We start from the raw sequence: 26,430 nt of genomic DNA on the forward strand, positions 1-26,430 counted from the left end.
AAGCCGCGGCGAAATTCTTTCGCCGCGGCTTTTATTTTTAATGTAAATCGTCATAAATTCTTACAAGATCCACAACATTTTTTACCTTAAGTTTTTCAAAAATCTTTTTTTTGTAAGTACTGATGGTGGACATTTTCAAATTTAGACTGTTAGAAATTTCAATATTTCCGTTTCCTTCGGCGAGAAGTTTAAAAATCTGGAATTCTCTTTTCGAAAGCCTTTCTACAGAGTGCACATCGGTAGAATGGGTAACGAGCTTTTTCATCATATCTACCGTGTAATAATATCCTTCTTCTAATATTGATTTTACACTGGTAATAATCTCTTCTTCTGTGGCTCCTTTATTAAGATATCCGGCTGCTCCTTCTTCTATGTACTGAATTCCGACATTCTCGTCGTACCCGGAAAATATAAGAATTTTTAAATGTTTCTGCTTCTTTTTCAGTTCCTTCACCATTGCTTTAAAAATACTCTGTGGAATATCAATATCAATAATTAAAAGATCGTATACTTTTTCGCAAACTTTTTCTTTAACTTCAGGATAAGTTTCGGCAAAGTCTATGGTACACTGATATCCGAGTTTGGTTTCTAAAATAATTGAGGTTCCCATTCTTACAACATAATGACCGTCAGCAATGAGTATGTTCTTCATAGTGTTCGTTTTAAATCAATTTTCTCTACAGAAAATCACTTTTTCATTAAATTTTAAAATTTCAATACAACTTACAGACCAATATCATTTCTTTATAATATTTCTTCCTGATTAGAAGAGTTTTAGAGACATAATATACTATTAATATAATTCTGAAATTTTTCAAACTTATAATTTTCATTTTTTTATACAGCCGTTAAAAAAACATGAAATCTTTAAAAGGTAAGGATAAAAGTATATTACAAGCACACATCTCCACGTAACATTGTAAAGAATTTTATACAAAAATAAGACATATAATATTCACAAACAGGTAGAATTAATACTATAAAATTTTCTTAATAATATTTAAAATTTTCTTAAAAATAAAAAATTACAGATTTAAAAACCTGCATTATAAGATTTTACAGATAATTTAACTTCCTTAGATTATCCTATTATTTTAGCAAATTCCTTCTTTTGGGATATTTACGGTCTGATTATTTATTTTTTTTGTGACCATTCAAATTTTACAAAAATTTATTTTACAATTTTTAAATATTAATGAATTTTATACACATAAAAAGACAGACCTTAAAAGATCTGTCTTATGAAATATATTTTTTGTCTTTCTACTCTACATTAAGTACTTTCTCTATTTCCGGAGCATACTGTTTAATGGTATTTTCAACGCCTAATTTTAAGGTTGAAAAGTTTAATGAACATCCGGAACAGTTGCCTAAAAGCTTTACATAGACCAGATTATCTTTCACATCGATAAGCTCGATATCGCCCCCATCTTTGTTAAGAAACGGACGTATGCTTTCAAGCGCCTCTAAAACTCTTGTTACGGTATCTTCGTGTGTTATATTTGTTTCCATATTTTTTTCAGTTCAGTTCTGTTTTTCAGATTTTTTGAAAAATCATTATTTTGCTTTTGGTGAGCAGCCAGCCATTGTTGTAATCTTTACCGCTTCTGTAGGGGGAAGGTTTTTATTTCTTTCTACAAGGCTTTCTACCATTTTTCGGGCAGTTGCTGTGTAGATTTCGGAAATTTTAGATCCTTCCTGTAAAGCAGCCGGTCTTCCTACATCTCCTGCTTCTCTGATGCTCTGGATTAAAGGAATTTCTCCTAAAACCGGAATTCCAAGATCATCTGCTAAATATTGCGCTCCCTGCTGTCCGAAGATATAATATTTATTGTCTGGTAATTCTTCCGGTGTAAAGTACGCCATATTTTCGATTAATCCGAGAACCGGAATATTGATGCTTTCCATCTGGAACATTGCAATCCCTTTTCTTACGTCTGCCAAAGCAACGTGTTGAGGGGTACTTACGATTACGGCTCCCGTTACAGGAACTTCCTGAATGATAGATAAATGAATATCTCCTGTTCCCGGAGGAAGATCAATAAGTAAGAAATCGAGTTCTCCCCAAGCTGCATCGCGGATCATTTGGTTCAATGCCTTTGAAGCCATCGGACCTCTCCAGACTACTGCCTGATTCGCTCCTGAAAAATACCCAATCGAAAGCATTTTAACACCATAATTTTCAATAGGCTTCATCAGGTTTTTACCGTCAATTTCTACAGAAATTGGTTTTTCGCCTTCTGTATCGAACATTGTAGGAACTGAAGGACCATAAATATCTGCGTCTAACAATCCTACTTTAAAGCCCATTTTTGCTAAAGTTACCGCCATATTCGCAGCAACGGTAGATTTACCAACTCCTCCTTTTCCTGAAGCAATGGCAATAATATTCTGAATTCCGGGAATTTGTTTTCCTTTGATCTGGCTCTGCTGAATTTCGCTCGGCTCCGGAGAAACGATCTTTAGTTTCAGATTGATCTCTTCACCGAATTCACTTGCAAAAGCCTGCTTCATTGCTGCTTCAAGCTTCTTTTTTTCGTGCATTGCTGGTGAATGTGCCGTCATATCAATATATACATCGTTGCCCATGATTTGTAGGTTATTCACCAAATCGTCAACTTCTATCTCTTTAAGGAAATCCTGAACCTTTTCTTTCGTCAACATAAACTAAATAAATTGTTTACAAATTTACGTAATTTTTAGCTATTTAGAATAAGTAAAGAGACTGATAGATATTTTCTTTTGAGAAAAAAAATTTAGTAAAAGCAAGCTTATTAAAAATAAATCATTTCCCTTCATTTAATCATAAAAAGGTTTCATAAGTCCTTATTAATTCGGCGCAAAGTGTATTTCCTCATTATTAATGAAATTTTGTTAGATTTGTTGAAATCTATATCTAGTAAAAATTACATCACCAAACCAATGAACTCTAAAAAATTCATCTTACTTTTTTTTCTTACTTCCCTTTGTATCAAAGCCCAGAATTATTCGCAGTATGTGAATCCGTTTATAGGAACCGGCGGTCATGGCCACACTTTTCCGGGAGCCATTGTTCCTTTCGGGATGGTTCAGCTTTCTCCCGATACAAGAATCGACGGAAGCTGGGACGGCTGCAGCGGCTATCATTATTCCGACTCTGTGATCTACGGATTTTCTCACACACACTTAAACGGAACCGGGGTTTCGGATTATGGTGATATTATGCTGATGCCTACTATGGGAAAACCGGGTTTAACGCCGAAAGAATATTCATCCAAATTTTCTCATAAAAACGAAAAAGCCACAGCAGGATTTTATTCTGTTAAATTAGACAAACATAACATTGACGTCCGTTTAACGACAACTAAAAGAGTCGGCTACCACGAATACACCTTCAACAATGCAGGAGATGCAAATATTATTTTAGATCTGAATCACAGAGATAAACTGCTGGAAGGCGAAGTAAAAATCATTGATGATAAAACGATTGAAGTTTTCCGAAGAAGTGAAGCGTGGGCAACAAACCAGTATATTTATGCAAGAATTGAGTTTTCTAAACCAATGTTAGAATCAAAAGTAATACAAGAACATGATTCACAAAGAGTTACTATACAACCAGGAAATTTTTATCATGGAACACAATTAAAAATTGCGTTTTCCAATAAAGTCAAAAAAGGCGAAAAAATTCTTGTAAAAGTTTCAATTTCTCCTACAGGATATGAAGGAGCAGCAAAAAATATGTTGGCTGAAGGAAAATCTAATGACTTTACAGCTATTGAGAAACAGGCTGTTGCAGACTGGAACAAAGAGTTATCTAAAATCGAGGTTAAATCTTCCGACAAAAATAAACTTGCCATTTTCTACACTGCAATGTATCACGTGTTCACACAACCGAACATCAATATGGATGTTGACGGAAAATACAGAGGGCGCGACAACAAATTCTACATGGCAAACGGATTCGATTATTACTCGGTTTTTTCACTTTGGGATACTTTTCGCGGAGCGCATCCTTTGATGACTTTAATCGACAGAAAAAGAACGGCAGATTTCATCAATACTTTCATTAAACAATACGAACAGGGCGGAAAACTTCCGGTTTGGGAACTGGCTTCCAACGAAACGGAATGCATGATCGGTTACCACGCAGTTTCCGTTATTGCCGATGCGATGGCAAAAGGAATTACAGGTTTCGATTATGAAAAGGCATTTCAGGCTTCTAAAAACTCTGCCATGCTTGATATTTTTGGGTTAAATGCCTACAAACAGAATAATTTCATCAGTATTGATGATGAGCATGAAAGTGTTTCCAAAACCGTAGAATATGCTTACGACGACTGGTGTATTGCCCAAATGGCTAAAATTTTAGGCAAAAAAGAAGACTATCAGTATTTCATGAAACGTTCCCAGAACTGGAAAAATCTTTACAATCCAAAGAACGGATTCATGCAGCCGAGAAAAAACGGAAACTGGTACGAACCTTTTGAGCCAAGAGAGGTTAACAATAATTACACGGAAGGGAATTCGTGGCATTACTCCTACTCTGTTCAGCAGGATATTCCGGGACTGATCGCGGCACATGGCGGAAAAGAAAAGTTTGAACAATTTATTGATGGTATTTTTTCTGCACCGGACAAAACAATGGGAAGAGAACAGGTGGATATTACCGGATTAATCGGACAATATGCACAGGGAAATGAACCGAGCCACCACATCGCATATCTTTATAATTATGTAGGAAAGCCTGAGAAAACGGATGCAAAAATTAAATTCATCCTTGATAATTATTACAAAAACACACCGGACGGACTGATTGGAAATGAAGACTGCGGACAGATGAGCGCATGGTATATTCTGAGCGCGATGGGAATTTACTCTGTAACTCCCGGATTACCGGAATGGCAGACGACGAAGCCATATTTTGATGAGGTTAAAATTCATCTGGAAGACGGAACAACAAGAACGATTACTCCGAATACAAACAGAGAAGAGCTTAAAAAACTTGGTTTTGAAAATGCAAAATCATTTAAAGATTTTAAATATGATGAATTAACGGCATCTCCGGTTATTTCTGCATCAAGAATTTTCGACCTGAATACAAAGGTTGAGATCACAGCGCTAAACCCGGATGACAAAATTTATTATATGACACTGGATGAGGGTGATGCAAACGTAAGAAAAATGTTTACCGCTTATAAAACTCCTTTCACCATTACTAAAACCACTCAGGTTGCGGCGTATGCGGAAAGAAATGGTGAAAAAAGTTCAATTGTAAGAGCCAATTTCAACAGAAGACCGAATAATTGGGATATTACCGTAAATTCCACTCCTACTCCACAATATACAGCAAGCGGAAAATTATCGTTAATTGACGGAATCAACGGTGATGCCAACTGGAGAAAAGGAGAATGGCTAGGTTATCAGGGACAGACTTTTGAAGCAGTTATCGATATGAAATCGCCTCAACAGTTTACCCAGTTATCTTCAACCTATCTTCAGGACAGCCGTGCATGGATTTTAATGCCTAAAAAAGTGGAATATTACGTTTCCAACAACGGAAAAGATTTTATTTTGCTGAAAACAGTTGAAAATATTTTAGATCCGAAAGATGAAACGGTTCAGGTAAAGGATTTCTCTGCGGAAGTTCTTCCTACACAGGCACGATATGTAAAGGTAAAAGCCTATCATTTCGGGAAACTTCCGGAGTGGCATCAGGGAGCTGGCGGCGATGCTTATATTTTTGTAGATGAGATTTCTGTGAAATAATTTTTAAAATTTACTCTAAATAATAAACCTCTTTCGGCTTGAAAGAGGTTTTGTTTTTTAATCTCGCAGATTTAGCAAATCTTGCTGATCTTTTTAATACAAACATCTTGAAAATCTGTGTAATCTGCGGGAGAAAAAAGATTTCCCGCTTCGTTCTGAATAAAAACTTTGTAGTTAAAAATTAATTCATTCTTTCCGACCAGTTCAGTTCTGCGGGCAATTCCATATCAGAAAATTCAATGTGGATCACTCTTCTTTTTTTTCCGTTCGTCGTCCGGTTGGAACCATGAAGAAGTAATGGTTTCATAATCATAACTCCGCCTTTTTCTACATTGCAGATGGTTTCAGTTTCCACATTCCAGTCGATGGTTTCCGGTCTGTAAATTCCTTTGGCATGAGATTTCGGAATCACTTTCAGGGCTCCGTTATTTTCATCCGCATCATCCAGATGAATTCTTATGGTGAAAATATTTTCCAAAATATTCAAAGGTGGCTGAACGGCAAACTGATTTTGTTTCGTTGTCCATGGTCCGAAATTTTCCAATTCCAGCTTTTTATCCACTGAAATCGTTAAATCCTGATGATACGCAACGTACCAGTTTGATTTTTCAGGTTTATCGAAATAAATGCTTTTTACCGCAAAATATTTTTCGCCGAAAATTTCTTTAATAATTGTTTTTAAATTTTCATTAAAGATCAAATCTTTTACTTCCGGAATTTCCTTTAAAAACTGTCGGATGGCAAATAGATCTTCCGACTTTCTGAAAGTTTCTTTAGAAGTATCTATATCTTGAATAACCTCAATGATCTTTTCAATTTCTTCATCGGAAAAAATATTGTTGATGACGGTAAAACCGTTTTCTGTAATTAAGTTTTTATGACGTTGTAAATTCATTTTAGTTAAATTTCATTAAATAGAATCTGTCATTCTGATCGAAGCGCAGCGGAGTGAAGAATCTATTTCTTAAAACAAAGCTCGCAAAGATTGTATTTAAATTAATTGAAAATATTCTTCGTTCGCTAAGGCGTTTCACTCAGCAAATGATAGCAAAATAAATGATCACTTCTTCTTTAATTAAATTTCTATAATGCAGTATACTCATTTTACTTAAATTTCATTAAATAGAATCTGTCATTCTGATCGAAGCGCAGCGGAGTGAAGAATCTATTTCTTAAAACAAAGATCGCAAAGATTGTATTTAAATTAATTGAGAATATTCTTCGTTCGCAATGGTGTTTCACTCAGCAAATGATAGCAGTATCATTTTAATTTTTATCATTGTTAGTTTTTGAATTAAATTTCTTTAAATGGAGCTGTCATTCTGATCGAAGCGCAGCGGAGTCAAGAATCTATTTCTTAAAACAAAGATCGCAAAGATTGTATTTAAATTAATTGAAAATATTCTTCGTTCGCCATGGCGTTTCACTCAGCAAATGATAGCAAGATAACGAATCCTTTTCTGCTTACAAATATCTCAATTTCCTAAAAAATAAATGGTCAATAATGAAAATTAAGAATTCACTATTGACCACTCACAGCCTAAGCTTGAATTTTTTATAAGATACGAATCGTCAATGATGAATTCGCTTTGCTCATGAATCTTTTCATTAATAATTCAAATCTCAAAAACGAAGTGAAATTGACTTTTCACTTATTAATTACATATTCCCGCCATGATTTTCCAACTGTCCTTCCCACTTAGAAACTGCTGAGGTTGCCAAAGCATTTCCGAGAACGTTGGTCATACTTCTTCCCATATCGCAGAAATGGTCGATTGGCAGAATTAAAGCAATTCCTTCCGGTGGAATTCCGAACATGGAACAGGTTGCCACAATAATTACCAAAGAAGCTCTCGGAACTCCCGCAATTCCTTTTGAAGTTAACATCAATACCAGAAGCATCGTAATCTGCTGTCCTACCGTCATTTCAATTCCGTAGATCTGAGCAATGAAAATAGAAGCAAATGTCATGTACATCATGCTTCCGTCCAGATTGAAAGAATATCCTAATGGTAAAATAAATGATACCACTCTGTTGTTACAGCCAAATCTTTCCAGTTCTTCTACCAATTTCGGGAAAACTGCTTCTGAACTCGTCGTGGAAAAGGCAATCAGCAAAGGTTCTTTTATTCTTCTTAACAATTCGAAAAGACGGTTGCCTAAAATTAAATATCCAACCAGTAAAAGGACAAGCCAGAGTATTCCTAACGCAAAGAAAAAATCTCTTAAATAAATAGCATAGACTTTAAAAATCTCAAACCCATTGGTCGCGACTACCGCAGCAATAGCACCTAAAACTCCAAGCGGCGCAAACCACATGATGTACCCTACCATTTTCAGGATTCCGTGTGCTATAATGTCGAATAGTTTGATTACAGGCTGAGAATATTCTTCGCCTAAATTCGCAAGGGCAATTCCGAACATGATGGAAAATACCACGATCTGCAATACTTCATTGGTCGCAAACGCTTCGAAAATACTTTTAGGAATAATATGTTTTACAAAATCTTCCATGGAAAATCCTTTGCTTGTTTTCAATAATTCTTCTGCGGAGGCAGCATCCTGAATCGGAAGTTTGGTTACGTGTCCCGGTTCAAGCCAGTTTACCAGCATTAATCCAATGAACAAAGAAATTAATGAAGCGGAAATAAACCACAGCATCGCTTTCGTCCCTACTCTTCCGATCATTTTAATATCGCTCATTTTGGCAATTCCCACCACCAGAGTTGTGAAAACCAACGGAGCAATAATCATCTGAACAAGACGGATGAAAACCGTTCCCAGCAGTTTTATATTTTTAGAAAAAGATTCTGCACTTTCCGGAGCCTGTGTATGCACAACTCCACCGATTCCCACACCAATAACCAGTGCGATAATAATTGCTATAAAAAGTTTATTCTGTCCTTTCATATATATGTTTCAAGATTCGCAAATATAATATTTTTACAATTGGCGGAAAGATTTCATTTTCCCAAGAGATAATATTATGTTAAATTAAACGTGATTTAAAATTAATTATCTGATTAGTAAAATATTGTAGAAAAATTTACAAAAATTTATTTGAATTTTATCCTTTTGGTACAAATTTTATTATTACATTTACTTGTATTAACAACATAAAAAAATATACAACTATGAAAAAAACGATCGCAATGGCTGCATTAGCTATAGCTGTATCTTTCGGAGCTGTTTCTTGTAAAAAGAAAGTTTCTGATGCCGATCTTCAAACGCAGGCTACTACGGTGGTAACAGCAAATCCTAGTGCTTCTGTAGAAGTGAAGGACGGAGTTGCACACCTGAGCGGAACTTTCGAAACTCAGGAGGCAAAAGATGCAATGATTAAGCAACTGAAAGCCATTACCGGTGTTAAAGAAGTAATGGATATGGCGACTGTAGCTCCTGCTGCACCTGCTGTAGCTCCTGTGGAGACTAAAAGCGCGGTAGATCCGATGGTACAGCAAAAAGTACAGGATGCCGTAAAAGATATTCCGGGGGTAAAAGTTGAAGTAGTAAACGGAGAACTTACTCTTACAGGAAGCGTATCTTCTGCTGATGCAAGAAAAGTAAAAGAATCTGTTGATGCTTTGAAAGTGGGTAAAGTAAATTATAAGTATACTGTAAAATAATCCGGAGATGAGCACATTACAAGATAAATATTCAAGTGTAGTTTCTGCAGCTCAGTCTGCAGGGATTTCTAATCTTCAGGTTCAGGAACAGGACGGAATTCTTTACGTTTCAGGAAGTGCTTCCAACACAGCAGCGAAAGATGCGGTCTGGAATGCTTTAGGAGCAATTGATTCTACGTATTCTGCTTCAGACATCAATATTGATGTACAGGTTTCAGGCTTGGCAGCAGGTGCAGCTCTTACAGTTGCAACGGACGAATCTAATCTGAACATCAGACAGGAACCTTCCACGGATGCCGCAGTTGTAGGTAAAGCAGCAAAAGGTTCTTCTGTAACTTTGGTTGAGCAGACATCAGACGACTGGTGGAAAGTAAAAACTGAAGACGGACAGGAAGGTTATGCTTATTCAAGATATTTGAGAGCTTAATTGTAAAGATTTAACAATATTTAAAATAGAAACATCCCTTTTCGGGGATGTTTTTTTATATTTTAGCGCGTTCAAAAACATTCAATGAAGAAAATCTTATGGTTGCTGCTTTTTTCGTTTAGCTTTCTAATGCTGAACGGACAAAAGTACGTCATTAAAGGAAAAATTACAGATTTTGGGAAAAGACCTGTGGAGAATGCAACCATTTATCTTTTAAAACAGAAAGACTCTTCATTAGTCGATTATACAGCTTCTAACAGGGAAGGTCTGTTTGCAATAAAAACCAAAGAACTTGATGAGCCTACAATTCTACAGATTGACGCAGAAAAATTAATTTCTTACTCCACAAAATTCGATACCATCGACAAATCTATTGATCTGGGAGACATCCAGTTAGATAAAAACCAGATTTCGGATATTGAAGAGGTAAAAATTACCGTTTCGCCAATTAAAATTAAAAAAGATACGGTTGAATACAACGCGAAAGCTATCAAAGTTCGTCCCGACAGTAGTATTGAAGAACTGCTCAAAAATATTGACGGCGTGGAAATCGACAACGATGGAAAAATTACCGTCAACGGAAAAGAAGCTGACCAGATCATGGTGAACGGAAAGCCTTTTTTCGAAAAAGACGGAAAAATTGCGTTAAAAAATCTTCCCGCCGATATTATTAAAAACATTCAGATTACCACCACCAAAACCAAAGAAGAGGAACTTACGGGAAAAACGCCGAAATCACAGAACAAAACCATTAATTTCAATATTGATGAGAAGAAAAACAAAGGCTGGGTTTCAAAAATTTCTGCAGGTTACGGTTCGGATAAACGGTATGACGAAAAAGGGCTGATTAATTATTTCAAGGATAAAACCAAGATCAGTTTGCTGGGTTATACCAATAATATCAATTCGCAGGGTGTTTCTATGGATGATGACAATGGTAAAAATTCAAAGCTGGGAATTCAGAAATCTTCGATGATCGGGGTGAATTACAGTGATAAACTGGGCAAAGAAGTCGAAATTGAGGAAATCGGAATCAAACGCAATACAACCAATCTTGAAACGGCTTCAAAAGTTTCCAAAACCACTTTTCTTCCCGATTCCAACTTAAAAACAGACTCTGAAAACCGCGCAGAAAACGAAAGAGAGCAATACACGCTGAATTCTACGCTGAGAATAAAGCCGGACACAATCAGTACGATTTCTTTTTCGCCGTCGTTTTCTTTTACAAAATCAAATAATTTCAGAACGGGAAATTCAGCGACTTTTAAGAATGATGAACTTTTAAATAAAAGCCAGTCTTCTACCGTAACGGATTCTGAAAACAACAGTTTCTCGCCTAATCTTCATTACGCAAGAAAATTCAGAAAGAAAAACCGAAGCTTTTATGCCAGTGTAAATACTTCGATTCAGCAGAATAAAAACAATAACCTCATCAATTCCGGTACTTTATTTTTTGAAAACGGAGTGGAAAATGTTGCCAAAAGAGATGTAAGAAATCAGCTCAGTCAGAGTAAAAATCAGAATAACAATTATTCATTTAATGCAAAATATACGGAGCCTGTTTCGGACTCTGCAAGTGTGACGATGAGTCTGGATTATAATTCGAGAAATGCGGTGAATGAAAGAACCGTAAATGATTTTGATGCCGCTACAGGAAAATATACGGTGTATAATCTTGCTTTATCCAACCGTTCGGATGAAAAAAGCAATCAGCTTTCGCCGGAGATCAGTTTTAATTTAGATAAAAAAATGCTGAAAATGTGGACATCTTTAAGTTTGAATCTTACAGATCTGAACTATCATTCCACTTTCAACGGACAAAATTATGAGCTGCAGAGAAATTTTGCGCTTCCGAGATATAATTTCGGACTGCTTTACAATTTCAGTCAGACTTCTAATGTAAGCATCAATAATTCATCCTATTTCAGTCTTCCCTCTTCCGCCAACCTGATTCCGTATGTGGATGAATCCAATCCTCTGGTAACGTACAAAGGAAATCCGGATCTTAAAAATTCATGGACGAACACCACGAATGTTTATTTCAACAGTTATAATATTCAGAAAAATTTAAACTATTATTTTAATTTCAGTTTTGTGTACAATAACAATAACACAACCAATTATTCGTATTACGATGATTCCGGAAAGCAGTTTGTGACTTACGCGAACATCAGCGGAAATAAAAACGTCAATTTCATTGCAGGTTTAGGAAAAACGTATAAATGGGAAGACCATAAACTGAATGTAAGACCAAGATCAGGATTTAGTTACAGTTTTAACAGAGGTTTTATCAACGGACAGCAATTCACAGGTAATTCTTACAATTTCAGTCCGGGAATCAATGTTACGTACGAAAAGAAGGATAAAATTACCATTAAACCATCTTACAGCATCAATTATAATTTTTCAGAATATAAAAATTACAGCATTGAAAGCATCAAAAATACGTCTCAGAATTTCAGGCTGGAACTTACCAATTATTTCTTCCAGACTAATCTTGTTTTCGAAAATGATTTTGAATATAATACGAGTTCGAATATCGCACCGGGTTTCAAGAGAGATTTTTATTTTTTAAATTCTAGTGTAAGTTATACTTTTTTCAAAAAACAGCTTACTGCGCGTATAAAAGTATATGATGTTCTCAACCAAAACCAAAGTGTCACCAGAACAATTTCCGCTTCCGGCGTGGAAGACAGAGAAGATTTGATATTGAAAAGATATGTGATGTTTTCTCTGGTGATGAAACTGAATAAATTTGGAGGGAAGAAGAAATAGCTTTATTTGAATTTCTTTTGTTAAAATCTTTGATTTTTTTTAACTTATGTGATCTTTTTTCCATTTAAATATTAAACTTAAAAAACTAAAGTGTTTAAATCTTTTGCATCTTTTGTGGTAAAAAGTTTAAAATAAAAGATCCATAAAATAATATTTAATTTAGATTCTTCCTTCGTCAGAATGACAACCTGTTGTTAAAACTTTGTGCTAAAAACCATTTTATGATTAAATTAGCTGCAAATTTTAAACAATGAAGATTCACTTTTCGATTTTGTTTGTTTTTCTGTTTGTTTTTGGAAATTCTCAGACTAAACAGCAACCCGATACTTTTGTAAAGGACAATTTTATTAAAAAGGAAATGTATATCACGATGCGTGATGGCGTAAAACTGTTTACTTCGGTGTACATTCCAAAGGATATTTCCAACAAAAACAAATATCCGTTTCTGATGCAGAGAACCTGCTACAGCGTTGCTCCTTATGGTGAAAACGAATATAAAACCAAACTGGGACCGAACCAATATCTGATGAAAGACAAATATATTTTTGTGTTTCAGGACGTTCGCGGAAGATACATGAGTGAAGGAACGTTCACCAATATGACGCCGCAGGTTGAAAGAAAAACGAAAAAAGACGTTGATGAAAGTACAGATACGTACGACACGATCGAGTGGTTATTGAAAAACATCAAAGACAACAACGGAAAAGTAGGACAATACGGAACTTCTTATCCCGGATTTTATACCGCAGTCGGAATTTTAGCTGAACATCCTGCTTTGGTAGCTTCTTCTCCACAGGCGCCGATTTCAGATTTCTGGAATGACGATTTTCTTCACAACGGAAGATTTATGATGGGTTATTTCAGAACTTTCCCGGTTTTTGGCGTTCAGAAAACGAAGCCTGAAAATAAAGCTTGGTATTCTGATTCGATGATTAAAGCCACTTCTGAAGATGGTCTGAAATTTTACAGAGACATGGGAACCTTAAAAGACGGTTACGAAAAGTACTACAAGGATAATTTCTTCATGACGGAAATAATGAACCACACGAATTACGATGAATTCTGGCAGAAAAGAAGTCTGTTGCCTCATCTTAAAAACGTAAATCATGCGGTAATGACTGTAGGAGGATGGTTTGATGCGGAAGATCTTTCTGGGCCACTGAATATTTATAAAACCATTGAAAAAACAAGCCCGAAAGCGAAAAACACAATTGTAATGGGACCTTTCTCTCACGGAGCCTGGGCGTATGAACAGGGAAAACATTTCCACAACCAGATTTATTTCGGAGACAGTATTGCAACGTATTACCAGAAGAATGTGGAAACAAAATTCTTTAATCATTATCTGAAAGGAAATACAAAACAGGATGCTGGTTTACCGGAAGCATTAATGTACGACACCGGTGCAAAACAATGGAGAGAGTTTGCAACGTATCCGCCAAAAGAAGCACAGAAAGTGAATTTCTATTTATCGAAAGGAACTTTGAAAAACGGAGCAGGACAAGGTTCTTCAGAATATTACAGTGATCCTAATAATCCGGTTTTAAGCTCTGATAATTTAAGAGATTTCAACGGTTTTACGCCAAGAAATTATATGTCTGAAGACCAGAGATTTGCAGAAGGAAGACCTGATGTTTTAACGTTTACAACGGATGTTTTAACGGATGACATTACTTTTGCAGGAGAAATTATGGCAAAATTAAACATTGCTTCCACTTCTACGGATGCAGATTTTGCGGTAAAATTAATTGATGTTTATCCTGAAGATTTTAAACCTGCTGAGAAAAAAGACGGGGTGATCTATGGAAATTATCATCAGATGGTAAGAAGTGAAATTATGCCTGCAAGATTCAGAAATTCGAGAGAAAAAGCGGAAGCTTTGGTTCCGAACCAAAAAACAGCGGTGAATTTCAGATTGCAGGATGTAGTGCATACTTTTAAAAAAGGACATAAAATCCAGATTCAGATTTCTTCAACGTGGTTCCCGCTTTTTGCGATCAACCCACAGAAGTTTATGGAAAATCCGAATTTCGCAACGAAGGAAGACTACACGAAAGCGTATATCAAAGTTTTTGATGACAGTGCGATTGAAGTTGAAGTTTTGAAATAAATTTAAAAGCTGTTCGGTTGGAACAGCTTTTTTGTTTTTTTTTCTCGCAGATTTTGCAGATGGCGCAGATTTGAAATTATTTTCTGTAACTTTTATCTTCATTTATCAAAATAATCAACAGCTAGTTTGTCATCCTGAAAGGATCTAAGCGAAATTAAGAACAGATGTTGAGATGCTTTCAGCATGACAAAATGCTATAACAATTAAGAATCACTCCTCAATTGTTCTGAAAGTTAAATTCACTCGCGGCGTTTTCACTTTTATCGTTGGAGGAAGCCGGTGCAACCAATTGTCCTGAGTTGCCCCTTTCATCACCAATAAACTTCCGTTTTCCAGAAATATTTCGGCTTTATCTTTTGTTGTTTTATGTTTAAATAAGAACTTTCTTTCCGCTCCGAAAGTCAGGGAAGCAATGGCTCCGTGTTTTTTTAAATCTTTTTCGGCATCACTGTGATATGCCATTCCTTCGCTTCCGTCATGGTATAAATTCAGAAGGCAGGAATTGTAGGTTTCGCCTGTAATTTCTTCACATTTTTTCTTTAACTCCAATAATTCGGGAGTCCAGAATTTTGCATATTTTGTCCGTTTTGAATAGGTATATTCAAATGGTTTTTCACCGAACCATGCTACTTTTCTTTTGGTTAAGATTAATTTTCCGAAAATAACGGCTTCATCATTTTCCCACGGAATTTCGTTAAACAGATAATCGAAATAAAAATCAGCTTTTTCTTTGGAGAACACTTTTCCGTAATAATGAACGGTTCCGTCTTTGGGAAGGATATTTAAAGGATAATCTGATACGTCTTCGAATAAACTCATCATAAAGTTTAATGTTTTGTGATTAATGTTTCAAGTTCTTTGTCATTCCGTAGGAATCTAAGCTAAGTATTTTTAAATTTTAACCTCTAATAAATGATCCCAGATTCACACAAAATGACAATATTTCGTTGATTTTTTTATTAAAATAAGCTTTAGGCTAAAGCCAATTTGGTCAATTGATTATTTTAAACGGGCTAAAGCCCGTTTCTATTGATGGAATAGTTTTATTTTTAAAATTTCAAACAAAATTATTAGCTATTCGTAAAAAATTAGTGCAATTTGTGTTTGAAATCAAGAGTATATTTTTGAACTTTCCCAGCCGATAATCAGTTGTTTTCTTTCGCTTCCCCACATATAACCGCCGATTTTTCCGGTTGACTGAATTACTCTGTGACACGGAATTAAAAACGCAACAGGATTGCTGCCAATTGCGGTTCCGACGGCTCTTGAAGCATTTGGATTTCCAATTTTATCCGCCAGATTTCCATAGGTCGATAATTTTCCCATTGGAATTGTTAACAGACTTTCCCAGACTTTCAACTGAAAATCCGTTCCTTTTAAATGAAGCTTTATGGTGTTAAGTTCCGTCCAGTCTTTACTGAAAATTGAAAGGGCATTGTTCTGAAAATCATCTTTCCTTTCGAAAAAAGAAGCATTGGGAAATTTAGCCTGTAAATCTCCCAATGCTTTATGATGATCGGTTTCAAAAGCCATGTAGCAGATTCCTTTTTCTGTGGAAGCTGCAATTACTTTTCCAAAAGGACTTTTGGAAAAACTGTAATTGATGTTGAGGCTTTTTCCTCCGTTTTTATATTCTGCCGGAGACATTCCTTCTATTTTCACAAACAGATCGTGCAGTCTGCTTGTACTCGATAATCCTGTCTCGTAAGCCGTATCAAATAAACTCGCTTTTTCTTCCTTCAGCAAACTTTTGGCATGTTCCAGACTGATGAACTGCAAAAATTTCTTCGGACTTGTTCCTGCCCAGTCAGAAAACATCTTCTGAAAATGAGCCGGGCTTAAATGAATTTTCTCCGCCACTTCCTCCAGACTTGGCTGAAGTTTAAAATTGCTCCGGATATAGTCTATCGCTTTGGCAATTCTTTCGTAATCTATCTGATTCTGTGTAGACATAACATTGAATTTACCTCACAAATTTCCAAAGAATCTACGGCAGAAAAAATCCGTTTCCTGCGGAATTTAGTTGTTGTTATAGATATGATAGTAAGCAAGCATTTTGTAATATAACTTCGCTGCTAAGAACGCGCTTGGTTTTGCCATCGGAGAATCCATTAATTCTACAATATCAAAAGCAACAACGTTACATTTTTCGAATACTTTTCTTAATAATTCCAAAGTCGGATACCACTGTAAACCTCCCGGTTCCGGAGTTCCCGTTGACGGACAAAGCGATGGATCGAAAGCATCAAGATCAATCGTGATGTACACATTTCCTGAAACTTTTTCCAAAACGTCATTTACCCAGTTTTCGTTGTTGGCAATTTCGTGAGCGAAAAACACTCTTCCTTCCGGTAAATATTCCACTTCTTCCACATCCATAGAACGGATTCCCACCTGTACCAGATTATGCTTCTGATTAGCTTCAAAAACCGCACATGCGTGGTTGGAAGTAGAACCGTGGAATTCCGGACGAAGATCTGTGTGAGCGTCTAACTGAAGAACAGTTAAATTCTCAAACTTCTCTCCTACCGCGCGAATCGAACCGATAGAAACAGAGTGCTCTCCTCCGAAAAGGGTGAATAGTTTTCCGTCATTATTCAAAAGCTCTTTTGTTTTCTGGTAAACGGCTTCTGTCATTGCTTCCGGTGAAGAATTTTCAGAAACTTCTCCTGCTAAATATACTCCTTCTAAATATGGTTCTGTCTGCGTTTCGATGTCATACAGTTCCATGTTTTCGGAAGCATCAAGGAATAATTCAGGACCTTTATCAGCTCCTTTTCCCCATGTTGAAGTTCCGTCGTAAGGAACAGTAACCAACATTACTTTCGAGTTTTCTAACGATGCATTTTCCTCAGGAATTCCTGCGTATGTTTTCATGTTTTATGTAAAAATTAAATGATTTCGGCAAAGATACAAAGAAGTTTGGAGAAGTTGGCGGGTGGAGAGAGATTGAAGATTTAATAGTCCTTATTTTATGAAAATATAATTTTTATATGGTTACTTTTTATATATTTGATGTTTATGATTTGTATTGCGCATTGCGTTAATATTTGAGTTAGGTGCAATAGATCATCAAAAAACATATAACAAAATACTTTTTATAAAAAACTAATGAAACTTAAAATGAGTATCAATAAAATAAAATCAATTGATTTTATTGAATTAGAACTTCCCACAGAAAAAGGGCTTTATGCAATTACTGGACAAAATGGATCTGGAAAAAGCACTATAAGTTCATGTGCTTCTAGTGTTTTCTTTTACATGCAAATGAATGATTTTTTCGGAAATACTGATAATGACGCATTTATTCAATTCGAACTTAATGGAGGAAAACGTTATTATAAAAAAGTTTTCGAACATAATAAATGGAAATGGACTAGAAAAACTGAAGGAGACTTTAAAATTAAAGGATTTTTTGAAGGAAGTTTAATTTATGGGAATAGATTTAGAAATACGAATTACAACACTTTACGTAAACTTGAACTAATTGATGAAAAGTATTTAAAATCTGCTCCAGAATTTATACGTGAAAATTTAGGTTTAATATTACATAATGATAAGGATTTTTATCCAAAATTATTTAAAGTAATTAATTCAGATTTACCTAACAATCTAAATATCAATGGCGATATTTTTTATTACGAAAAGGAGAATAAGAAAATTAGTCAGTTTCATATGTCAACTGGGGAGAATCTCCTAATTAGTATTTTAAATTCATTAAATATTAGGAATTCTGATAGAACAACTTTGAATATTCCTTGTCTTTTAATGCTTGACGAAATAGAACTAGCACTTCATCCATCTTCTTTAAAAAGATTAGTTCAATTTCTAGAGAAGATGTCTGATAATTTCAATTATGCAATTTATTTTTCAACCCATTCCTTAGAGATTATTAGTTCTATAGCACCCTCGAATATTTTTTTCATTGATAGGCATTTTGACAATTCTATAGAAATTATTAATCCTTGCTATCCTGCATATGCTACAAAGATATTATATGATCAAGCGGGATATGATCATGTAATTCTAGTTGAAGATGATTTAGCTTCAATAATTATCAATAGATTATTGAGAAATAACTCTTTAATTAACAATAAACTAATACATGTATTACCATGTGGAGGATATTCTAATGTTATAGAATTAGCTCAAGACGTAGTGGTCAGTAATCTTATGGGGCGAAATGCAAAAATTATGATTATCCTTGATGCTGATATTCAAACTGCAGCTCAAAATTACATTGCTAAAAATAATATTTCAAATAATATTCCTATAAACTACCTACCTATAGAAAGTCTGGAAAAATTTTTAAAAGAAAACCTTTTTTTAAAGACTGACCAAAAACTATATAGAACATTAGAGGATTATATTTTCCAACAAACTAGTCTAAGAACAATTCTTTCAGATTATAAAAATTCTGGTGAATCAGAAAAAGACAATAACGGTAAAAAATTGTATAATCGAATTGACACGGAACTAAGGAATAGAAATAAATCTAGATATGATATAATTGAAATCGTTATAAAACATATCGAAGAACGTTCGCCTGAATCTTTAAAGAAAATTATACAATTCTTATCAAAGAAACTTGACAATTAATTCATATTTCACATAACAAAGGTTTGCAACAGGCGAGTCCAAGTGTAAAATTCCGATTTCGCACTTCTATTAAAGAATTTGTATATTATCTGAATATTTGGCTTCGAAACCCCCGCCCGAAGGTAAAGCTCCAAAACGTTAAAAATTTAGGTTATCTCAAGAATATACCTGCAGCTTACGCGGGAAGAGCAGGAATTTATCCTCAGCTTTTTTCTGTCGAGCGGAAGCATTAAGGAAATGGCGAAACAGGCAGGACTTTCCTACCCCACCATGAGAAATAAACTCGACGATCTGATCGGAAAAATTGAAACCCTGAAAAAATAAACCATGAACTGGAAATTGATTTTTAACCCTTTTGGGATTTACAGTGAGAAACAGCTTTTTATAACCGGAATTCTATTAACGCTGACTGGTGCTTTACTCGGTTCTTTTTTAGATGTTACTTACGACGGTGTTCTCGATATTCATCAGAGTGAAACAGATTTTCTGACCAGTCTAAAAGAAAACGGCATCAATGTCGCCTGTATTTTTGTAACCCTTCTGATCGCCGGAAAAATTATTAACAGGAAAACCCGTTCAATTGATATTTTTAATACTGCCACGGTTTCCAGATTCCCGATGTATATTGGTGCGGTTATTACTTCAAGCCCTATTCTTACCAGAATCGGAGATCAGATTTTAAATCAGCGGAATGATATTCAGCATCTTCAACTGAAACCATTAGATCTGGCTTTGCTGCTTGTCATCAGCTGTGTCCTTTTAATGATTACGGTATATTACATCACTTTACTGGTTAACGGGTTTAAAACGTCCGTGAATGCTAAAAAATGGCAGCATTTTGCTGGTTTTGCCGTTGCTCTTCTTATCGCAGAAATTATTTCAAAAATTCTTATCAATATTTAATTCCATGAAATTAACAACATTACTTGCCGCATTCTCTTTATTTTTCATCCAACTAATTAACGCACAGAATATTGTCGGATCGTGGAAAGGAGATATTGATGTCCAGGGAATGAAATTGCCTTTTATCCTGAATATCAAAAAAGACGGAAACAGCTACTCTTCCACTGTAGACAGCCCGAAACAGGGAGCAAAAGATATTCCGGTCGACAAAACAGATTTTACAGACGGTGAACTGAGTTTTGAACAACAGGCACTTGGTGTAAGTTATAAAGGAAAATTCAGCAACGGAAAAATTGAAGGAACTTTCAGACAGGGAAATTTCAGTGTCCCTCTTACTTTTATACCCAATACTGAAAACTTCGTCATCAACCGTCCTCAAACACCAAAACCGCCTTTCAATTATGATACGGAAGACATCACCTTTCAGAATCCGAAAGACAAAAATACGTTAGCCGGAACGATTTCACAGCCTAAAAATTTTGATAAAAACCAGCCTGTTGTCATTCTGATCACCGGTTCCGGAAGTCAAAATCGTGATGAAGAAATTTTTGAACATAAACCTTTCGCCGTTATTGCCGATTATTTTGCAAAACAGGGCATTGCCACATTAAGAATTGACGACAGAGGAATCGGAGGTTCTTCGCAAGGTTCAGGAAATGATACTACCTATAATTTTTCGACAGATATAAATTCGGCAGTGGATTATTTAATGTCTAAAGGTTATAAAAACATCGGTTTACTGGGACATTCTGAGGGTGGAATGATCGCTCCGATGGTTGCAGCGGGCAATAAAAATGTAAAGTTTACGGTTCTGATGGCGGCTCCGGGAACTTCTATAGACCAACTTCTGGTACAGCAGAATTATCTTGCCGGAAAATTAATGGGACAAAGTGAAGCATAGCTTGAAGCCAATAAAAAAATAAATTCCGGCATTTACGGTTTTATTAAAAATTATTCCGGAAACCGTTATGAAAAGGATCTTCATGAGTTTTTACTTAAAAATTTTAAAGATCAGATGAATGAGGAAGCCATCGGAAATATGGAGCAGCAGATTTCTAAAAGCTGGTTTACGTATTTCGTGAAATTTAATCCTGATGAATATCTTTCAAAATTAAAAATCCCTGTTCTGGCATTGAACGGAAGTTTAGATTTTCAGGTTCCGGCGAAAGAAAATCTGGAAGCCATTAAAAAATCGCTGACGAAAGCAGGAAACAAAAATTTCAGAACGGAGGAAATTTCCGGATTGAATCATTTGTTTCAGGAAGCTACAACCGGAGCATTTTCAGAATATTCGGAAATTGAACAGACAATTTCCCCAAAAGTGTTGGCTGAAATGGCAGACTGGATCGCGAAATTTAAAAAGTAATCGAAAAATATTTGCTTCAATTCTGAAACGTTTATTATTTTAGTAAAAAAATTCAGATATGCCTTTAAAAGCTGTGCTGTTCGATATGGATGGCGTGATTGTGGATACGGAACCTCTGCACAGAAAAGCCTATTTTAAAACTTTTAACGATCTTGGAAACGACGTTTCGGAAGAGTTATACGCTTCATTTACCGGAGCTTCTACCAAAAGAGTCTGTGAAACTCTGATTCAAGAATTTAATCTAAAACAGACGTACGAAGACATTGCAAAAACCAAAAGAGATTATTTTAAGGAATACTTTTATAATGATGAAGAATTTGATCTGATTTCAGGCGTAAGAGAACTGATAAAGCATTATTACGACAACGGGATCAAATTGATTCTCGCTTCTTCCGCAACGATGGCAACCATCAATATGGTTTTTGAAAAATTTGAGCTTGAACAATATTTTGGAGGAAAGATAAGCGGAGCCGACCTGAAAGAATCCAAACCTCATCCTGAAGTTTTTCTTCTTGCCGCAGAAATGGCCAATGAACCGGTAGAAAACTGTATGGTGATTGAAGATTCCACGAATGGGATTTTAGCCTCACATCGGGCAAATATTTTTTGTGCCGCATACAGAAGTCCGCATTCTAAAAATCAGGATTATACGTTGGCAAATATTGTGGTTTCGGATTATGCCGAACTGGAACTGGATAAGATTTCAAAATATTTTTAAACAGGAAAAGCTCTCAACATCTGAGAGCTTTTGTTTTTATTAAACACTAATTGCACGAATAGTTTTCAAAAACTTCACAATTATTACTTGTGTTTTTAGTGCAAAAATTTGTGCTGTTTGTGTTTAAATATTTATTTGTAACCCAAAAGTTTCAGCACATCTTCCGGTTCCTGTTTTTCACGGAAAATTTCATACTGCAACTCACCGTTTTCGTCTTTCTGAATCAAAATGTGTCTCGGCTGCGGCATTAAGCAGTGATGAACTCCGCCGTATCCTCCGATGGTTTCCTGATACGCTCCTGTATGGAAAAATCCGATATACAGAGGTTTTGTATCGCTGAAAACAGGCAGATAAATCGCGTTGGTATGCTGTTCAGAATTATAATAATCATCCGAATCACAAGTTAATCCACCCAAGAAAACTCTTTCGTACGTATCGTCCCAACGATTCAACGGAAGCATGATAAAGTGTCTGGAAATTGCCCATGTATCGGGAAGCGTCGTCATGAAAGAAGAATCGATCATATTCCATTTTTCTCTGTCGTTCTGACGTTTCTGGGAAATGATTTTATAAATATTGGCGCCGCTTTCACCAACAGTAAAACTTCCGAATTCTGTATAAATATTCGGTTCTTCCACTCCTTCCTCTTCACAGAATTTCTTGATCTGAGAAACGATCTCTTCCACCATGTACTGATAATCGTAATCGAACTGCAAAGATGTTTTGATCGGGAAACCTCCTCCGATATTCAGAGAGTTGACTTCCGGAGCAATTTTCTTCAGACGCGCGTATACACGAAGACATTTATACAATTCGTTCCAGTAATAGGCTGTGTCTTTGATTCCGGTATTGATGAAGAAATGAAGCATTTTCAGTCTTGCATTCGGATGCTCTGCAATTTTCTGGCTGTAGTAAGGAATGATATCTTTGTATCCGATTCCTAATCTTGAGGTATAAAATTCGAACTTCGGTTCTTCCTCAGAAGCGATTCTGATTCCGATATCGAAAGTGGTATCAATGCTTTCTGTAAGTTTATCCAGCTCACGGTAATTATCCAGAATCGGGGTAATATTTTCAAAACCGCTGTTAATCATCTCCGAAATTTTCGCCAGATAATCGTCTGTTTTGAAACCGTTGCAGATTACTTCTATATCTTTCGTTACTTTTCCTTCTTTGTAAAGAGATTTTACGATATCCATGTCATAGGCTGAAGAAGTTTCTATGGAAATGTCGTTTCTTAAAGCCTCTTCCAATACAAATTTAAAATGACTGGATTTTGTACAATAGCAATATCTATAATTCTTTTTATAATCGGTTTTCTCAAAGGCTTCCCTGAACCAGCTTTTTGCCTTCTGGATATTTTGAGAAATTCTCGGCAGGTAGCTAATTTTTAGCGGGGTGCCAAATTTTTCAACAACATCCATTAAAGGAATGTCGTGAAACAACAAATTGTTCTCAGAAACATTGAATTCCTCGGTCGGGAAATACAACGTCTGATCAATAAGTTCCGAGTACTTTATTTTCATTTCTAAACAAGTGAATTAAGAATGCAAAATTGCTAAAAAAGTTTGGTTTTTTAGCGTTAAAATTATTATAAATTTTAATGGATTTTATTGAAGAAAATAAAGCTAGATTATCAATATGTAAACTTGAGAATATATTCCTGCCTTTTATTTTCAGAAATTTTTAAAACCTCTTGAATATATCGGTCTATAGAACCGTATTTGTTGTTAATTTCATTAAAAGCGGCATCCAGATAAGCGGTTTCTATCCAGCTTAATTTCTCGAGAACTGTAATGTCCATTTTCGGGTAGATAAAATGCAGGTTATGGGCGAGATGAAGTCTTTTATCGATTAATTTTTTCCTGTAATTATTGGATAAAAGATAATCGTTGTAAATGGTTTCTTTATCGAATTTTAAAATCGTAAGAATGAGAGCGGTTGTGATTCCGGTTCTGTCTTTCCCTGCGGTGCAGTGATATAAAACAGGCTGATCTGATTCTAAAATTTCTGTGATAATTTTTCTTATGATTTCTGGGTTTTCCGTAACGTAGTCTTTATAAAAATCATGCATTCTTTTGTCCGCATCTGCACCGTTGACTTTTCCTTTTAAGACCAATTTCTTTGCCTGATCCAACTGATCGCCTTTGTCTTCAAACGCTGAATAATTTTTGTAAACAATTCCTTCCGGAAGATGATCGGGCTTCTTTGCAATTTCCTTTGAATTCCGAAGATCGATAATTTCTCTGATGCCTAAATTTTCAATTTGTTTAAAAGAAGTATTTTTCAGTTTATATAAATTTCCGCTTCTGTACAGTTTTCCTTCTTTCAGGGTTCTTCCGTCAATATTTCTGATGTTTCCAACCGTTCTGAAATTGTTGACTTTTTTAATCTGAATATCTTTTCCTGCTTCTCTTTTTCCAAATTCGGGTGTGGAAAATTGCTGTGTCTTGCAGGAGAAAACACAGAGTAATGTGATGGCCAGGAATGATATTTTGATGAGGTTTTTCATTTTTATTTTCTCACATATTTCACGAATCTACACCGATGTTCGGGTTTGATATTTTATGTCTTGGCTAAAGCCAGTTGATGTTTTTTAATTTGAAAACGGGCTAAAGCCCGTTCCTATTGATGCGGATAACTTTATTATTTTTTTTATAAAATCAAGCTCGTGCAATTTGTGAAAACATTAGCAATTAGAAAACTGAGCAAAGTACTTTCCTATTGATTCAATTAGTTCATTATTTATTCTTAATTACAAAAATAAATTTGTGCAATTTGTGAAAACATTCGTGCAATTAGTGTTTACACTACAAATAGTTTTTCCCAACAAAAATCAGCAAATCTCCTGTTTCATATTGAATAGAAACTTCATCTTCCACAGCAAAATTTCGTGTTCCGATTCTGGAAGTAATATCTAAATTTCCATTGGTTAAAGCCCAGTTCAGACCTTTGGTCGTAATATTTTCAACTGCAGGAAACGGATACAAAGAAATCATTTTGTCTTTCACTCCTGTTACAGCAAATTGTTTCGGAATAAAATAATACTCGGAAAATTCATCATAGAATTTGATATCGAATTGATCTTTAAAACCAAAAGCCACGGTAAGATTTCCCAGAAAATGATCCTGTTCTCCTCCACTTCCACCGAAAACATCTACTTTTTTAAAGTCTTTTTCTGCAATAATTTCCAAAGCTTTCTGAAAATCCGTTTTATCCTGATCGGGCGTATAAATGAATTTGTCTTCATATATATTTTCATCCGAGCCGGAATGCGAGTCGAAATCCCCGGAAATAAAATCCAGCTTATCTAAAGGGAAATTCAGGTTCTTAAGATAATGAAAAGCACCGTCTGTACAGGCAATGAGACGGTATTCTTCAATGTTGGGAAAAGATTTGGGAGGATCTCCGTTGATGAAAAGCAGTACTTTATCTTTCATTCGGGTTCCAGTATTCTTCCGGTTCGTTGTTGATTTTTGAAATGTATCTTGCCAGAACGAAAAGATAGTCGGAAAGTCTGTTCAGGTATTTAATAAGTTCCGGACGTACTTCTTCCGATTCGTTTAAGAATACCAAAGAACGTTCTGCTCTTCTGCAGATTGTACGTGCTGCATGTAAAAATGTTGCTGCTTTTCCGCCTCCGGGAAGAATAAAATACTGGAGCGGTTCGCATTTTTCGTCAAAAGCATCCATCCAGTTTTCGAGTTCTTCGATTTCGGCATCTGAAATGATTAAAGGAAGCCGCGATTTTCCGTTTGCCAACATGAGTTTATCCACGGGAGTTGCCGCTTCGGAACCTACAGTAAATAAATCGAACTGGATTTTTTTCAGTTGTCTTAACACTTCTTCATCTTCAATATGGCTTTTGGCGATTCCGATGAAGGAATTCAGCTCGTCTATATTTCCGTAACTGTCGACTCTTGCACTTGCTTTTGAAACTCTTGTTCCGCCGTACAAAGCGGTCTGACCTTTATCTCCTGTTTTTGTATAAATTTTCATAGGACTAAATTAGTTTTTTAAAATTAGGTTTACAAATTTTGAGTTTAAGGAACTTTACATTTGTGATTCCGGCTGCGACCTAGCCCAGATTGCAGCATTTGTCTGAGCTCATTTACAAAGTTTGGGCTGCGGCGGCAAAGCCGCCGCAGCCCAAACTTTGTA

At 35.5% G+C, this 26,430-nt stretch carries 23 protein-coding genes; 11 read left to right on the forward strand and 12 right to left on the reverse strand.

The annotated features are described in order from the left end of the window. Positions 1–37 precede the first annotated feature (37 nt). From H6W52_RS02145 to H6W52_RS02155, 3 genes are all read right to left on the reverse strand, one after another. Positions 38–652: a response regulator transcription factor gene (locus tag H6W52_RS02145; protein ID WP_116096078.1), complete on the reverse strand. Its 615-nt coding sequence runs from the start codon at positions 650–652 to the stop codon at positions 38–40. Positions 653–1,263: 611 nt separating this feature from the next. Further along, positions 1,264–1,512, reverse strand: a complete 249-nt coding sequence (locus H6W52_RS02150; RefSeq protein ID WP_076395525.1) for a NifU family protein — start codon at positions 1,510–1,512, stop codon at positions 1,264–1,266. A 45-nt stretch (positions 1,513–1,557) separates the two neighbouring features. Next, positions 1,558–2,664 (reverse strand): Mrp/NBP35 family ATP-binding protein, encoded by a 1,107-nt coding sequence (locus tag H6W52_RS02155; RefSeq protein ID WP_116096076.1) that lies wholly within the window; start codon positions 2,662–2,664, stop codon positions 1,558–1,560. Positions 2,665–2,922: 258 nt separating this feature from the next. Between H6W52_RS02155 and H6W52_RS02160 the strand changes: the two genes are divergently transcribed. Then, on the forward strand, positions 2,923–5,745 hold the full coding sequence (locus H6W52_RS02160) for a GH92 family glycosyl hydrolase (protein ID WP_185216439.1): 2,823 nt from the start codon (positions 2,923–2,925) through the stop codon (positions 5,743–5,745). A gap of 181 nt (positions 5,746–5,926) precedes the next feature. Here H6W52_RS02160 and H6W52_RS02165 read toward each other — a convergent pair whose 3' ends face one another. Both H6W52_RS02165 and H6W52_RS02170 read right to left on the reverse strand, forming a co-directional pair. Next, positions 5,927–6,640 carry a phytanoyl-CoA dioxygenase family protein gene (locus tag H6W52_RS02165; RefSeq protein ID WP_116096072.1) on the reverse strand — a complete coding sequence of 238 codons (714 nt, stop codon included), beginning with the start codon at positions 6,638–6,640 and terminating at the stop codon, positions 5,927–5,929. Between the two features lie 764 nt (positions 6,641–7,404). Further along, positions 7,405–8,655 carry a dicarboxylate/amino acid:cation symporter gene (locus H6W52_RS02170; protein ID WP_116096070.1) on the reverse strand — a complete coding sequence of 417 codons (1,251 nt, stop codon included), beginning with the start codon at positions 8,653–8,655 and terminating at the stop codon, positions 7,405–7,407. Positions 8,656–8,879: 224 nt separating this feature from the next. Here H6W52_RS02170 and H6W52_RS02175 point away from each other — a divergent pair, with 224 nt between their 5' ends. From H6W52_RS02175 to H6W52_RS02190, 4 genes are all read left to right on the forward strand, one after another. Then, positions 8,880–9,371: a BON domain-containing protein gene (locus H6W52_RS02175; RefSeq protein WP_087709183.1), complete on the forward strand. Its 492-nt coding sequence runs from the start codon at positions 8,880–8,882 to the stop codon at positions 9,369–9,371. A gap of 7 nt (positions 9,372–9,378) precedes the next feature. After that, complete coding sequence (locus tag H6W52_RS02180) at positions 9,379–9,798, forward strand: SH3 domain-containing protein (protein WP_076395538.1); 420 nt, start codon at positions 9,379–9,381, stop codon at positions 9,796–9,798. 84 nt (positions 9,799–9,882) lie between these two features. Next, complete coding sequence (locus tag H6W52_RS02185) at positions 9,883–12,573, forward strand: outer membrane beta-barrel protein (RefSeq protein WP_116096068.1); 2,691 nt, start codon at positions 9,883–9,885, stop codon at positions 12,571–12,573. 250 nt (positions 12,574–12,823) lie between these two features. After that, positions 12,824–14,683, forward strand: coding sequence for a CocE/NonD family hydrolase (locus H6W52_RS02190; protein ID WP_116096066.1), 1,860 nt, complete (start codon positions 12,824–12,826; stop codon positions 14,681–14,683). A 210-nt stretch (positions 14,684–14,893) separates the two neighbouring features. On the opposite strand, the gene H6W52_RS02195 is transcribed toward H6W52_RS02190, so the two are convergent. The 3 genes from H6W52_RS02195 to speB form a co-directional block, all read right to left on the reverse strand. Further along, the gene (locus H6W52_RS02195; RefSeq protein ID WP_116096064.1) at positions 14,894–15,502 is read right to left on the reverse strand and encodes an alpha-ketoglutarate-dependent dioxygenase AlkB family protein; all 609 of its coding nucleotides are present in this window, start codon (positions 15,500–15,502) and stop codon (positions 14,894–14,896) included. 291 nt (positions 15,503–15,793) lie between these two features. Then, positions 15,794–16,636, reverse strand: a complete 843-nt coding sequence (locus H6W52_RS02200; protein ID WP_116096063.1) for a bifunctional helix-turn-helix domain-containing protein/methylated-DNA--[protein]-cysteine S-methyltransferase — start codon at positions 16,634–16,636, stop codon at positions 15,794–15,796. Between the two features lie 66 nt (positions 16,637–16,702). After that, complete coding sequence (gene speB / locus H6W52_RS02205; protein WP_087709204.1) at positions 16,703–17,560, reverse strand: agmatinase; 858 nt, start codon at positions 17,558–17,560, stop codon at positions 16,703–16,705. Positions 17,561–17,794: 234 nt separating this feature from the next. Here speB and H6W52_RS02210 point away from each other — a divergent pair, with 234 nt between their 5' ends. From H6W52_RS02210 to H6W52_RS02235, 6 genes are all read left to right on the forward strand, one after another. Next, positions 17,795–19,282 (forward strand): ATP-dependent nuclease, encoded by a 1,488-nt coding sequence (locus H6W52_RS02210; protein WP_116096061.1) that lies wholly within the window; start codon positions 17,795–17,797, stop codon positions 19,280–19,282. 153 nt (positions 19,283–19,435) lie between these two features. Beyond that, positions 19,436–19,606 (forward strand): DUF2089 family protein, encoded by a 171-nt coding sequence (locus H6W52_RS02215; RefSeq protein WP_116096059.1) that lies wholly within the window; start codon positions 19,436–19,438, stop codon positions 19,604–19,606. A gap of 3 nt (positions 19,607–19,609) precedes the next feature. Further along, positions 19,610–20,185, forward strand: a complete 576-nt coding sequence (locus H6W52_RS02220) for a hypothetical protein (RefSeq protein ID WP_116096057.1) — start codon at positions 19,610–19,612, stop codon at positions 20,183–20,185. Positions 20,186–20,189: 4 nt separating this feature from the next. Beyond that, the gene (locus H6W52_RS02225) at positions 20,190–21,086 is read left to right on the forward strand and encodes an alpha/beta hydrolase (protein WP_157967228.1); all 897 of its coding nucleotides are present in this window, start codon (positions 20,190–20,192) and stop codon (positions 21,084–21,086) included. A gap of 114 nt (positions 21,087–21,200) precedes the next feature. Further along, a complete protein-coding gene (locus tag H6W52_RS02230) occupies positions 21,201–21,551 on the forward strand; it encodes an alpha/beta hydrolase family protein (protein ID WP_116096053.1) in 351 nt (116 codons plus the stop codon). Between the two features lie 58 nt (positions 21,552–21,609). After that, positions 21,610–22,269 carry an HAD family hydrolase gene (locus H6W52_RS02235; RefSeq protein ID WP_116096051.1) on the forward strand — a complete coding sequence of 220 codons (660 nt, stop codon included), beginning with the start codon at positions 21,610–21,612 and terminating at the stop codon, positions 22,267–22,269. Positions 22,270–22,400: 131 nt separating this feature from the next. Here the strand turns inward: H6W52_RS02235 and H6W52_RS02240 are convergent, their stop codons facing one another. From H6W52_RS02240 to H6W52_RS02255, 4 genes are all read right to left on the reverse strand, one after another. Beyond that, positions 22,401–23,795 (reverse strand): arginine decarboxylase, encoded by a 1,395-nt coding sequence (locus H6W52_RS02240; protein WP_116096049.1) that lies wholly within the window; start codon positions 23,793–23,795, stop codon positions 22,401–22,403. 110 nt (positions 23,796–23,905) lie between these two features. Further along, entirely contained in the window at positions 23,906–24,781 is an 876-nt protein-coding gene (locus H6W52_RS02245; RefSeq protein ID WP_116096047.1) for a tyrosine-protein phosphatase, read from the reverse strand. A gap of 298 nt (positions 24,782–25,079) precedes the next feature. After that, positions 25,080–25,709: a thiamine diphosphokinase gene (locus tag H6W52_RS02250; protein ID WP_116096045.1), complete on the reverse strand. Its 630-nt coding sequence runs from the start codon at positions 25,707–25,709 to the stop codon at positions 25,080–25,082. Then, positions 25,699–26,268, reverse strand: a complete 570-nt coding sequence (locus H6W52_RS02255; protein ID WP_116096043.1) for a cob(I)yrinic acid a,c-diamide adenosyltransferase — start codon at positions 26,266–26,268, stop codon at positions 25,699–25,701. Before H6W52_RS02255 ends, H6W52_RS02250 begins: the two co-directional genes overlap by 11 nt. Positions 26,269–26,430 lie beyond the last annotated feature (162 nt).

The sequence above is a fragment of the Chryseobacterium sp. C2(2020) genome (assembly GCF_014218915.1).
In the GTDB taxonomy this organism is placed as follows: Bacteria; Bacteroidota; Bacteroidia; order Flavobacteriales; family Weeksellaceae; genus Chryseobacterium; species Chryseobacterium mucoviscidosis.

Coding starts and splice junctions, on each gene's coding strand:
- H6W52_RS02145 (WP_116096078.1), bottom strand. CDS start 652: ATGAAGAACATACTCATTGCTGACGGTCATTATGTTGTAAGAATGGGA.
- H6W52_RS02150 (WP_076395525.1), bottom strand. CDS start 1,512: ATGGAAACAAATATAACACACGAAGATACCGTAACAAGAGTTTTAGAG.
- H6W52_RS02155 (WP_116096076.1), bottom strand. CDS start 2,664: ATGTTGACGAAAGAAAAGGTTCAGGATTTCCTTAAAGAGATAGAAGTT.
- H6W52_RS02160 (WP_185216439.1), top strand. CDS start 2,923: ATGAACTCTAAAAAATTCATCTTACTTTTTTTTCTTACTTCCCTTTGT.
- H6W52_RS02165 (WP_116096072.1), bottom strand. CDS start 6,640: ATGAATTTACAACGTCATAAAAACTTAATTACAGAAAACGGTTTTACC.
- H6W52_RS02170 (WP_116096070.1), bottom strand. CDS start 8,655: ATGAAAGGACAGAATAAACTTTTTATAGCAATTATTATCGCACTGGTT.
- H6W52_RS02175 (WP_087709183.1), top strand. CDS start 8,880: ATGAAAAAAACGATCGCAATGGCTGCATTAGCTATAGCTGTATCTTTC.
- H6W52_RS02180 (WP_076395538.1), top strand. CDS start 9,379: ATGAGCACATTACAAGATAAATATTCAAGTGTAGTTTCTGCAGCTCAG.
- H6W52_RS02185 (WP_116096068.1), top strand. CDS start 9,883: ATGAAGAAAATCTTATGGTTGCTGCTTTTTTCGTTTAGCTTTCTAATG.
- H6W52_RS02190 (WP_116096066.1), top strand. CDS start 12,824: ATGAAGATTCACTTTTCGATTTTGTTTGTTTTTCTGTTTGTTTTTGGA.
- H6W52_RS02195 (WP_116096064.1), bottom strand. CDS start 15,502: ATGAGTTTATTCGAAGACGTATCAGATTATCCTTTAAATATCCTTCCC.
- H6W52_RS02200 (WP_116096063.1), bottom strand. CDS start 16,636: ATGTCTACACAGAATCAGATAGATTACGAAAGAATTGCCAAAGCGATA.
- speB (WP_087709204.1), bottom strand. CDS start 17,560: ATGAAAACATACGCAGGAATTCCTGAGGAAAATGCATCGTTAGAAAAC.
- H6W52_RS02210 (WP_116096061.1), top strand. CDS start 17,795: ATGAAACTTAAAATGAGTATCAATAAAATAAAATCAATTGATTTTATT.
- H6W52_RS02220 (WP_116096057.1), top strand. CDS start 19,610: ATGAACTGGAAATTGATTTTTAACCCTTTTGGGATTTACAGTGAGAAA.
- H6W52_RS02225 (WP_157967228.1), top strand. CDS start 20,190: ATGAAATTAACAACATTACTTGCCGCATTCTCTTTATTTTTCATCCAA.
- H6W52_RS02230 (WP_116096053.1), top strand. CDS start 21,201: ATGAATGAGGAAGCCATCGGAAATATGGAGCAGCAGATTTCTAAAAGC.
- H6W52_RS02235 (WP_116096051.1), top strand. CDS start 21,610: ATGCCTTTAAAAGCTGTGCTGTTCGATATGGATGGCGTGATTGTGGAT.
- H6W52_RS02240 (WP_116096049.1), bottom strand. CDS start 23,795: ATGAAAATAAAGTACTCGGAACTTATTGATCAGACGTTGTATTTCCCG.
- H6W52_RS02245 (WP_116096047.1), bottom strand. CDS start 24,781: ATGAAAAACCTCATCAAAATATCATTCCTGGCCATCACATTACTCTGT.
- H6W52_RS02250 (WP_116096045.1), bottom strand. CDS start 25,709: ATGAAAGATAAAGTACTGCTTTTCATCAACGGAGATCCTCCCAAATCT.
- H6W52_RS02255 (WP_116096043.1), bottom strand. CDS start 26,268: ATGAAAATTTATACAAAAACAGGAGATAAAGGTCAGACCGCTTTGTAC.